General features: G+C 63.7%; 9 protein-coding genes. 7 read left to right on the forward strand and 2 right to left on the reverse strand.

Annotation, left to right across the window (positions count from 1 at the left end):
• Positions 1–29: 29 nt before the first annotated feature.
• Positions 30–2,426, reverse strand: a complete 2,397-nt coding sequence (locus tag ACFFDA_RS12640) for a TonB-dependent siderophore receptor (RefSeq protein WP_404478977.1) — start codon at positions 2,424–2,426, stop codon at positions 30–32.
• Between the two features lie 331 nt (positions 2,427–2,757).
• Between ACFFDA_RS12640 and ACFFDA_RS12645 the strand changes: the two genes are divergently transcribed.
• The 5 genes from ACFFDA_RS12645 to ACFFDA_RS12665 are packed head-to-tail and all read left to right on the forward strand — an operon-like array spanning position 2,758 to position 7,967.
• Positions 2,758–4,983, forward strand: a complete 2,226-nt coding sequence (locus tag ACFFDA_RS12645) for a TonB-dependent siderophore receptor (protein WP_404478978.1) — start codon at positions 2,758–2,760, stop codon at positions 4,981–4,983.
• Between the two features lie 26 nt (positions 4,984–5,009).
• Positions 5,010–5,834 carry an alpha/beta hydrolase gene (locus ACFFDA_RS12650; RefSeq protein WP_404478979.1) on the forward strand — a complete coding sequence of 275 codons (825 nt, stop codon included), beginning with the start codon at positions 5,010–5,012 and terminating at the stop codon, positions 5,832–5,834.
• Positions 5,831–6,106, forward strand: a complete 276-nt coding sequence (locus tag ACFFDA_RS12655) for a hypothetical protein (protein ID WP_404478980.1) — start codon at positions 5,831–5,833, stop codon at positions 6,104–6,106. Before ACFFDA_RS12650 ends, ACFFDA_RS12655 begins: the two co-directional genes overlap by 4 nt.
• Positions 6,103–6,396 (forward strand): hypothetical protein, encoded by a 294-nt coding sequence (locus ACFFDA_RS12660; RefSeq protein ID WP_404478981.1) that lies wholly within the window; start codon positions 6,103–6,105, stop codon positions 6,394–6,396. The genes ACFFDA_RS12655 and ACFFDA_RS12660 overlap by 4 nt, the downstream gene beginning before the upstream one ends.
• Positions 6,393–7,967 (forward strand): PepSY-associated TM helix domain-containing protein, encoded by a 1,575-nt coding sequence (locus ACFFDA_RS12665; RefSeq protein ID WP_404478982.1) that lies wholly within the window; start codon positions 6,393–6,395, stop codon positions 7,965–7,967. The genes ACFFDA_RS12660 and ACFFDA_RS12665 overlap by 4 nt, the downstream gene beginning before the upstream one ends.
• 235 nt (positions 7,968–8,202) lie before the next feature.
• Here ACFFDA_RS12665 and ACFFDA_RS12670 read toward each other — a convergent pair whose 3' ends face one another.
• Positions 8,203–8,973: an AraC family transcriptional regulator gene (locus tag ACFFDA_RS12670; RefSeq protein ID WP_404478983.1), complete on the reverse strand. Its 771-nt coding sequence runs from the start codon at positions 8,971–8,973 to the stop codon at positions 8,203–8,205.
• A gap of 95 nt (positions 8,974–9,068) precedes the next feature.
• Between ACFFDA_RS12670 and ACFFDA_RS12675 the strand changes: the two genes are divergently transcribed.
• Positions 9,069–10,274, forward strand: a complete 1,206-nt coding sequence (locus tag ACFFDA_RS12675) for an MFS transporter (protein ID WP_404478984.1) — start codon at positions 9,069–9,071, stop codon at positions 10,272–10,274.
• A 302-nt stretch (positions 10,275–10,576) separates the two neighbouring features.
• Positions 10,577–11,014: a hypothetical protein gene (locus tag ACFFDA_RS12680; RefSeq protein ID WP_404478985.1), complete on the forward strand. Its 438-nt coding sequence runs from the start codon at positions 10,577–10,579 to the stop codon at positions 11,012–11,014.
• Positions 11,015–11,047: the final 33 nt, after the last annotated feature.

The following is an 11,047-nucleotide window of genomic DNA, read 5'->3' on the forward strand; positions in this document are numbered from 1 at the left end:
GCCCAGCGCCGCCCCCAGTTTCCCGATCGTTAGAACTGCGCGCGCACGGAGGCCACGAAGCTGCGCGGCGCGCCATAGTCGTGAACGTCCACGTCGGTGCGATAGACCTTGTCGAACAGGTTGTTGGCGTTGACCGTCACCATGATCTGCTCGCTGATCGCGTAACGGACCATGGCGTTGACCACGGCATAGCTCCTTTGCGCATAGCGATCGGCCCATGCCTCATCCATCCATGGCGAGTAGATGCGGCTCTGCCACGTCACGCCGCCGCCCACGGTCAGCTGGCTCAGCGACGGCGCCGTCCAGCTGGTGAAGAGCTTGACCATATGTTCCGGCATCTCGCCGTTAAGGCGCGCCCCGGCGCTGTCCTTCGTCCGCACGCGCGTGTAGCCCCCCTGAACGCTCCATCCTTCGACCGGCTCGCCCGAGATTTCGACTTCCCATCCCCGGCCCTTGGTATCGTCGATCGCGACATAAGCCTGATCGCCGGTGGGCGTCAGGTTGGTGCCGTCCTGCACCGCCAGATTGTCCTTCTTCACCTGAAATACGGCGGCGCTCGCGTTCAGGCGACCGTCGAACCATTCACCCTTGATGCCGGCCTCGATGTTGGAGCCCGTCTCGGGATCGAGCAGGCGCCCCTGGACATCGCGCGAGGACTGTGGGTTGAAGATGCTGGTATAACTCGCATAGATCGACAGGTTCGGCGTGATGTCGAGGACCGCGCCCAGATAGGGCGTGATCTCGTTGCGATACTTGCGGTCGTCATAGTCCGCTCCGGTCTCGTCCAGATCGCGCGTGCGCCAATTGCTCCAGCGCAGGCCGCCAAGGATCGCGAGAGCCTCGGTCGCCCGAAACCGGGTGGCGACATAGGCGCCGTACTGGCTGACCTTGGTGCCCCAGCCGAAGCCATAGAGCGATTCCCAGTCCGGCTCGGGGAACTGGCGGTTCCAGCTATAGACATTCACGGTGCTGGCGAAACTGCGGTACCAGTCGGGCGTGATCTCGTCGGTCCACGATCCGTTGAAGCCGGCCACCAGTTCATGCCTGCGCCCGAACAGGTAATAGGCGCCGTCTAGCTTGGCACCGACCGAATCCACCTTATTGGTGATGCGATAGCTGCGCAGGTGCAGCGCGGTGAAACCGTCCGCGTCGGGCAGGTCTGCCGCCAGACCGAAGTACTGCCGCGTCTTCACTTCGTTGTGATTGTAGACCAGCTTGGCCCGCCAATCCTCGTCGAACGTATGCTCGATGGCTGCGGTCACGCCGATGCGGCGGTCGCGGAAGCGGCTCCATTCCGTCTGGGCATTATCGCGGCGGCTGAACGGCGTCGGATTCCCGTCGACATCGGTCAGCGCATAGCCCGTGTACGGACCGGCACCGCCCTTGCCGTTGTTGCCGCCGAAGTCGAAGGACAGGCTGGCCAGCGTGCGGTCCGACAGATCCGCCTCGATGATGCCGTATCCCAAGTACTTGCGGTAGTTGTAGCCTTCCTTCCAGCTGTCGCCGTCCTCGAACGAGCCGACCGCCCGCGCCCGTACGGTCCCCTGCGAATTGAGCGGGCCGCCAAGATCGACCATGGCATGCACCTGATCCCAGCGCCCGTAGCTGGCCAGAGCGATGGCCTGAAGCGTGTCGGTCGGACGCTTGCGGGTCAGCGCAATGGTCGCGGAAGGGTCGCCTGCGCCCGTCATCAGTCCGGTCGCGCCGCGCACGACGGTAATCGAATCGTAGACGTCGGTGTTCAGCGTTCCGAGGCCCTGCAGCGCGGCATAGCCCGCGATCGCAGAACTCGGGATCGGCACGCCGTCCAGCATGATGCTGGTAACGGCATAGCCGCGGGAGTTGAGGCCGGCATAGCCGCCGACCGACGAACCCGCAGGCTGGTAGAAGATCCCCGGCGCCTGTGCCAGCGCATCGCCCAGAGTGGTGATGCCCTGCTGGTCCAGACGCTCGCGCGTCAGGATGGTGATGGACTGCGGCGTCTCCCGCAAGGTCAGGCCAAGTCCCGTCGCCGCGGCGATCGGGCCTGCAGAGGTGTAGGAACGCGAATGTTCAGTGAGTGCCGTGCCGCTGACCGGGCGGTCGTAGCCGCCTACGGTGGTACCGTCGCCGCCGACCCGGACGGGACCGAGCTGGATGGCACCATCCGCCGATTGCGGTGCGGCCTCCAGCGTGAAGCTGTTCGCGCCCGTCTGCCGGAAGGTAAGGCCGGTCCCGGCCAGAATCCTGGAAAGCCCTTCGGCCACGCCGGACCGTCCTTGCAGACCTGCCGAGGTCTTGCCCTCCATCGCGACTGCGCTGTGACGGATCTGCGCGCCGCTCTGGCGGGCGAATCGGTCGATGGCGTCCGCCAGTGGTCCGGCGGGGATATGGAAGTCGCCGCTCTCCTGCGCCGAGGCGGTGCCCGACGGCACCGTCGTGCCCACGACAAATGCGGTACTCGCGAGCAGGAATGCACCAAACCCGTTGACTACCGGGCGACGTGCGATCGTTTGATGCCTTGTTGAATGCATTGTCGTTCCACCCCTGAAGCAATGCGAAAATAGCTAATGCGAATCGTTAGCGACATAAGCGCAAGGGTGTTACATTTGTAAACCCTGTTGTGCTGGCAGAGGTTGGGTTCACGCAACGATACAGACGGGACATATTCTTTGCGGATGGCGTGCCGTTAACCGCCGGCTGTTTGAATGGGGTTGATAATGCGACTACCTCGCACTAGCAGCGCGCATTGCGACGCACGAGAATATGAGGGTAAACATGCGCACCACCTCCACCGCTTTGGCAATCGTCATGGCATGTCACGCAGGTCACGCGATGGCGCAGGCGGCGCCGGATGCGGCTGCTGCCGATCGGGAAATCATCGTCACTGCGACAGGTCAGTCCTCGGCGACTTCGACCACGAAGACCAACACGCCAATCATCGAATCCCCGCAGTCGATCTCGATCGTGAGCCGCGAGGAAATGGACTTGCGTGCTTCGCCCACGATCGCTGACGCACTGGCTTACACGGCGGGCGTGCAATCGGAAGCGTTCGGCATCGACAGCCGGGTCGACGAGGTATCCGTACGCGGGTTCGGCGCAGGCGGCTTTTCGTCCAACAACAATTTCGTGGACGGTCTTCGCCTGCCGTCCGGAGGACAATGGACGCGCCCGGGTTTCGATTCCTTCGCTTTGCAGCAGATCGAGGTGCTCAAGGGGCCGTCGGGAGCGCTTTACGGGCAGACTGCTCCGGGCGGTGTCGTCAACATCGTCAGCAAGCGGCCTACCGATACCTTCCAGGCCCAGTTCATGCTGCAGGGGATCGGAACCACCGACCTGTCGAACTGGAATTATCAGGCAGCGGCCGACGTTTCCGGACCGATCACCGATACGTTGTCGGGGCGCGTGGTCGGCCTGTCGCGCTATGGCGACACGCAGGTCGACGGCGTAAAGATCGGCCGCCAGTATATCTCCCCGAGCCTCACCTGGAAGCCGGGCGAGAATACCACATGGACGCTGCTGGGGCAGTACCAGCGCGACGACGGCGGTTCGACATTCCAGTTCCTGCCCAAGACCGGATCGCTGGTTTCCAGCAACGGCAAGTACATCGCCAACGATGCCAATCTGGGCGAGCCGGACTGGAACACGTTCGATCGCAACCAGTATCTCGCCGCCAGTTTCTTCGAACATCGCTTCGGCGACAGCGGCCTGACGCTGCGCAACAATACGCGCTACACCCATCTCGATACGCTTTACCGGGTGGTGGTGCTATCGGGCGATACCTTGGCGACCTGTTCGAGCACCATCTTCGGTTGCATTCCGGGCCAGACCATCGGCCGCCGCGCGGTGCAGGGCGTCGGCGAAAGCGACGGCATCGCGACCGACACCCAGTTGCAGTATGAATTGTCGACCGGGCCTGTGAAGCACACGCTGCTGGGCGGCTTCGACTACTTCCATACGGAATGGGAGCACTATCGCGATCTGGTGTCCTCCTCGCTGGTGCTGCCGGTCCTCGACATCTTCGATCCGGTATCGCGCGGATCTACAGGCTTTGCCGCCAACATGGCGCCTCAGATCTATACGGAAACCGTGAGCAAGCAGTCAGGCCTCTACTTGCAGGACCAGATCGCGTTGGGGCGCCTGCGCGTGACCGTGGGCGGGCGTCAGGACTGGGCGAAGGACACGACGACCAACGCGATCCGGAATACGACTTACGTCAACAAGTCGGACGCCTTCACATGGCGCGCAGGGGCGGTCTATCTGTTCGACAACGGCCTCGCGCCTTACGCCAGCTATGCCGAGAGCTTCCTGCCGCAAGTGGCCGATCCGGCGACCACGATCAACGGCACCGGCTTCGTGCCGACGACCGGGCAGCAGTACGAGGCGGGGCTGCGCTACCAGAGCGGCAAGAGCATCTACCTCAGCCTGGGTGCCTACCAGATCACCCAGCAGAACATCGTCACGCCCGCCACTTTCGCGGACGCGCCCGCCGGCATGACCGAGGAACAGTACGAGGAACAGGCCTGCTACCCCAACTGCCAGATCCAGACCGGCGAGGGCCGCATCCGCGGCATCGAGTTTGAAGGAAAGGCTTCCCTGGCCTGGGGCATGGCGGTGATCGCGACGACAACCAGGAGCTGGAGCAAGATCACCAGGACGAACACCGCGGCGCAGCTGGGCAACAGGTTGCCACAGGTGCCCGAATGGATGGCGTCGCTGTTCCTCGACCAGCGCATCACCGCCGGCCCGCTCGAGGGGCTGGGGCTGGGCGGCGGCGTCCGCTACACCGGCAAGAGCTTCGGGGAGAACGCGAATGCCCTGTCGATCCCGGATTACGCGCTGTTCGATCTGTTCGTACGTTATGACTTCGATAACGGTATGGTCGCCTCGGTCAATGCCCGCAACGTGGCCGACAAGCGCTATGTCGCCACCTGCACGGCGGTATCGGCATGCTATTACGGTCAGGGCCGCAGCGTGACGGTTCGTCTGGACACGCGCTGGTGAAGCGGTTGCCGTCAGTGCAAGCGGCGATGGCGCTCGTGTCGGCTCTGGCCGCGTCGGCGCCTGCCGCGCTTCCCGCCATGGCCGCGCCGTGGCAGCTTGAACGCTCCGATGTGGAGACAGTGACATCGCCGGACGGCCATGGCTACCGGGTGATGATCGCGTGGCCCGAAGGGGAGCCGCCGGCCGAAGGCTGGCCGGTGCTATGGCTGCTCGATGGCGACGACAACTTCGCCATCGCCGCGATGACCGCGCGCAGGCTAGAGCGCGCCGGTGCCCGCTCTGGCATCCAGCCGGGTATCGTCGTGGCGATCGAGAGTGGAGGGCTGCCGCGCCGCGTGCTGGACTATACGCCTCCCGCGCCCGGCTACGCGATCCCCAAGGGCATGCCCGCGCACGGACTGGCGACAGGCGGCGGCGATGCATTCCTCGACTTCATCGACCGCAACCTGCGGCCAAGGCTGGCCGCCCGCTTTCGGATCGATCCGCATCGCCAGACCTTGATGGGGCATAGCTTCGGCGGCCTGCTGGCGCTTGAGGCGATGTACCAAGGCCGCGCCTATTCGCGCGTCGTCGCGGTCAGCCCGTCGCTGTGGTTCGGCGACGGTGTACTCGCCCAGGCGGAGCGACAGGCAGGCGACGCGGCAGGCGCGGTCCTGTTGCTCGCCAGCGCGCCGAACGAAAGCACATTCGCGAATAACGGCAGTGGCGATGGCGAGGCGCTTGTAACGCGCTGGCAGGCCAGTGGGCATGCCGCCCGTTATCTGCCGTTGCCGGGGCAGAGCCACGGCTCGACGATGCTGGCGGCAATTGCCGCCGGAATCGCGGCGGCATTCGGGGAGGAAGGACGATGACGATGTTCTGGGCGGGCGCGCTGCTCGTCATGGCCGGGGCGTTGATGGTGTTTCTATCCTCGCCGAACCAGTCGCTGACCGGGGCGGCCTTCCCGCGTCGCGCCTGCGGTTTCGGTGGCGGCGCCGCGATGCTCGCGGGGCAAGGGGTTCTGCTCGGCTGGGCCGGCCCGGCGACAGCGGTGTTCATCGCGCTGACGGCGGCCTCGCTGGTCTGGAGCGTCGTTCCGCTGATCGTGCTGTGGCTGCGCATGAGACAGGAGGCGCGGCGATGAGCGGAGCACAACTGACAAGCCGGGACTGGCTGGGCAAGGCGAGTGCCGGTCTGATCCTGGGCTTCTTGCTGGCGCTGGGCATCAGCGGTCTGCTCGCGTGGTGGATCGGGGTCAGCGACTCCTATTTTTCGACCAAAGGCCAGTTGGCGATGTGGTCCATGTCGCCGGTCTGGTGCCTGGTTCTCAGCCTGTGCTTCCTGTTCCGCTCGGGCCTGCGGGCATGGGGTGTTTTGGGGCTGGCCAGCGCGGGCGTCTGGACAGCGCTCTATGCTACGGGAATGCTCGGATGAAGGTGCGCACCGATATCGTGCGGATGTATAAGGACATCCACGGGTGGGTCGGCATCATCTCGGGCCTTGCTCTGTTCGTGGCGTTCTATGCGGGCGCGATCACGATGTTCGAGGAGCCTTTGCAGCGCTGGGCTTCAACTCCCAGCACACTGGCCGCCCCGGTATCGGTAGAGCGGACCCCCGAACTGATCCGCGCCGTGCTGGCGGCGCACCCCGAAGCAGCCAAAGGCTATCAGGTGAACCTGGAGACGGGGCGCGAAAACCCGGCGCGGGTCAGTTGGCAGGTGGCGGCCCGCGGCGCCGATGGACATGGCGCGCGCCGCACGTTCTATGCCGCGCTCGACACAGAAGGCGAATTGCAGGTCGAGGAACACGGTCCATCGCCGGTAGCCGAGTTCATCGACGTGCTGCACCAGCAGGTCGGACTGATGCTCGACCACGAAATAGCGATGCCGATCATGGGCGCGATCGCCATGCTTTATGCGATCGCTCTGGTTTCCGGGCTGGTCGTGCTGCTTCCCAGCCTCGTAAAGGACTTGTTTGCGCTGCGCAGCGGCAAGAACGTCAAGCGCATGTGGCTCGACGTGCATAACTTGCTCGGCGTCTTCAGCCTGCCGTTCCACATCATCATGGCGCTGACAGCGGTGGTATTCGCCTTCCACGACCAGTTCTACGATGCGCAGGAAGCCGTCTTCGCGCACGCCGAGGATCGCCCCGCCGCAGTCGCTTCCGGGTCATCGCCCGAGAGCCCGGCCTCGCCTGCCAGCGTGATCCATAGTTTGTCGCGCGAGGTGCCCGGTTTCGTGCCCGTGGCATTGGCTTATGGCAAAGGACGCGACGGCACGGCGTCGCTGCGGGCGATGGGCCGGGATCCACGTTATGGTTTGCGCGGCCCGACCTACACCGTAGCCGCGCTCGATCCGGCAACCGGGCGGGTGAAGGACAAGGATTACCTCGGCGGACAGCAGGACGGCTGGGGCGCCACGGTGACCAGTTTCTTCGCGCTGCATTTCGGCAGTTTCGGCGGCACTGGCGTGCGCTGGGCCTATTTCCTGCTGGGGCTGGCCGGAGCCTTCCTGTTCTACACCGGGAACCTCCTTTGGGTGGAGAGCCGTCGCAAGCGGGAACGCAAGGCTGGTGCCGTTAGCCAGACCCGCTCGACCCGTGTGCTCGGGTCCTTGACGATTGGCGTGCCGCTCGGCTGCATCGCCGGGATCTCGGTAACGGTGGCGGCGGCCAAGCTGTTGGGCACCGGTGCGAGCGAGGGAACTCACAGCCTTGTCTATCACGTTGTCTTCGCGGGGTTCGTGATCTGGGCGCTCTTGCGCGGAAGCGCGCGCGCGGCAACGGAACTCTTGCCCGTCTGTGCCGTCGGCATGGCGTGCATTCCCCTGGCGACGATCGTGTTTGCCTCTTCGCATCCCGCCGAGATGCTTGCCGTCGATTTTGTTGCGGGGGCATCAGCTATCGTCCTGCTGGGGGCCTGGAATTCAACGCGTCATCGTGTGCTGAGAGGCCCGCAGGATAGCGTATGGGGTAGACAAGATCGATCGCGCAGTGCCTCGATTTGATACGAAAGCTACCGAGGTATGCTTGAGCAATGTCGCGCGGTCAGGGCGTTGAAGGTCACAGGTTCTATGTGAATGACTGTGGGGCCTCGAATACGCCGTTTGCAAGCACGCTTGGGAAGGCGCAGAATTGTCCTTCGATCCGGCGTTCGGCTTCCCGGAGCCGACCCATTGTTGACGTTCCACTCGCAATTTCCATCCCCCAGAAGCGGACATTAACGAACGTCAATCCATGCCTTCAACTGCTTCGCCTGTAACGGCTGGGCGGCACCCCCACGCGCCGCTTGAACATCGTCGTGAAGGCTGCCGTGCTGTCATAGCCAAGGTCGAAGGCGATGGCTGTGATGGACTCGCCCGCAGCCAGCCTCGGCAAGGCAATCAGGATGCATGCCTGCTGCCGCCACGCACCAAAGCTCAGGCCCGTTTCCCGGCGAAATGCGCGGGTGAACGCGCGCCGTCCCATGCCGAGATCGTCGCTCCACTGGTCGATGCTTTCATGCGGCGTGGGATGCCGCAGAAAGGCCTCGCATTTTGCCGCCATCGCAGCGGTCTGTGGGAATGGCACGGCCAGAGGTACGGTGGGGGCTGCTGCCAGTTCAGAGAGAAGCAGCGCCATGAGCTTCCCGTCCCGGCCGTCACGATCATATTCGGGGCGGATATCGCACGCCGCCTCTAGCAGGCTACGCAGGAGCGGCGACACCTGAATGACTTTGTTGCGCTCGCCCAGTGAACCTTCCGCCTCCGCCTCGATCAGGACGCTGCGCGTACTGACCGCGCCGACCATTCGGACGGCATGGGGACAGCCACCTGGCGTCCAGACCGCGCGTTCCGGCGGCGCAACCCAGGCGCCATGAGCCGTGCTGACGACGACCACACCTCGCGCGGCGTAGAGAAGTTGCCCGCGCCGATGCTCGTGCCAGTCCAGTTCATAAGCGGGCGGATATTCATTGCTGATGCCGACGATGGGCCTGTCGATATGCTCGACGGTCGCAGGATCGTTCCACGGCATCTCTTGTCCCATTCGCGAAAGTGAAAGACCCATAGTCGAATGCGGGTCGAACTGCGAGCGTCTATGGCCTAGGCGCCATCAAGAACGGAACAGTCATGAACGCCACCAGAGCCGCACCGATCCAGCCAGCTGCCGAAACCACAGTCTTCGGCATCATCGCGGCGATCAGCGCCTGCCATCTCATCAACGACATGCTGCAATCACTGCTGCCGGCCATTTATCCCAGCCTGAAGACGGAGCTGGGCCTGTCGTTCAGCCAGATCGGACTGGTAACGCTCGTTTATCAGGTGACCGCATCCATCCTTCAACCACTGATCGGCCTCTATGCCGACAAGCGGCCGACACCCCTCGCATTGCCGGGTGGGACCCTCTTCTCACTGGCGGGGTTGCTGGTCCTGTCGGTGGCGCACAGCTACAGCCTGTTGCTGGTCGGCGCATCGCTGCTCGGCATGGGCTCATCTGTCTTCCACCCCGAATCCTCACGCGTCGCACGGATGGCAGCGGGGCGTAGGCACGGGCTGGCCCAGTCTATGTTCCAGGTCGGCGGCAATACCGGATCGGCGCTGGGGCCATTGGCTGCGGCCATCGTCGTCATGCGTTGGGGCCAGTCGAGCCTCGCATTCTTCGCGATGCTGGCGCTGCTCTCCTGCGCAATCCTCTGGAATGTCGGCCAGTGGTATCGACATCACGGGCTTGCCCGCCTGTCTTCCGGCAAAGGCGGCGCGCAGGCAGTCGCGAAACTTCCGCGTGGCAAAGTGCTGGGTGGGATCGCGGTGCTGCTCGCGTTGATCTTCTCCAAATATGTCTATCTCGCCAGCCTCACCAGCTACTTCACGTTCTACCTGATACACCGTTTCGGTGTGTCGGTGGAGGTTGCGCAGTTGCACCTGTTCGCCTTCCTCGCCGCCGTCGCGGTCGGCACCATCGCGGGCGGGCCGCTGGGCGACAAGTTCGGGCGGAAATATGTGATCTGGTTCTCGATCCTCGGCGCCCTGCCCTTCACGCTGTTGCTGCCGCATGCGAGCCTGTTCTGGACAGGACCGCTGACCGTGATGATCGGCCTCATCTTCGCCTCCGCCTTTCCCGCAATCGTCGTGTTTGCGCAGGATCTGGTGCCCGGCAAGATCGGCATGATCTCCGGCCTGTTCTTCGGCTTCTCGTTCGGCATGGGCGGCGTTGGCGCAGCGGTTCTCGGCGCGGTGGCAGACCGAGCTGGGATTGAGATGGTCTATGCGATTTGCGCCTGGCTACCCGCCATCGGATTGCTCGCAATCCTGTTGCCCGATCCGAAATCGAAGTAGACCGTTTTAATGGCCGGCAGGCAATGCCCTGCCGCCAGCGACCCTTTGATGCCGTTACGCCGCCCGATTTTACTCCCTAGGAGCGGAACTGCCGCTTTCCCTTCCCGTGCCGTCAGGAAGCCGTGACCGCCTAAGGGCAACAATCCTATGGCTTTGGCAAGCAGCCCTCAGGTGACATCATTCGGTGCCGGAGATATGTCGCGTTGATGAGATCGACGGGGGCTGCGTTGGAAATATCTTACGAGAGGATCAGCGGGGCGTTGGGATCGCTATTGCTCATTTGGGCCTCGGTCGAGAAGGCTGTGCGCAACGAAGTCGTTCGCGCCCACGGCCACCTTCCGCCAAGGGCCCATGGCATTGCTGCGGCATTCCGAACCTGGGAGAGCTCGGTCATCCAATCTCAACCCGCCAGCTCATTGGGGCCGCTTCTCGCCACCGCGTTATGCAGCCAACTGCAAATGGCGCTCGATGTTCGTAATGGCCTGTGCCACGGCCTGGTTGGCATTTCGGCGGCAAATGAAAATATGCAAGCCATGTTGCAGTGGGAAATGAATGATGAGAAGCATGCGATTTCCTGGGATGATCTGCAGAAGCAGTTGAGGTGGCTTTCAAGACTACCCCAGGCTGTCTCGGTTATCTCGAGCCCGTCGCTGGAGAGACCAGGAAGCAGAGCCACATGCACCGCTGAAAACCGGGCGTGGTGGCGTTCGGAGTTCTCACTCGATGTGCCCGAACCATGAGGGTGCTGCCGTAAATCCATTGTGGGGAGAGGC

Origin of the sequence: Novosphingobium sp. BL-52-GroH, assembly GCF_044813085.1 — a bacterium.
Lineage (GTDB): Bacteria > Pseudomonadota > Alphaproteobacteria > Sphingomonadales > Sphingomonadaceae > Novosphingobium.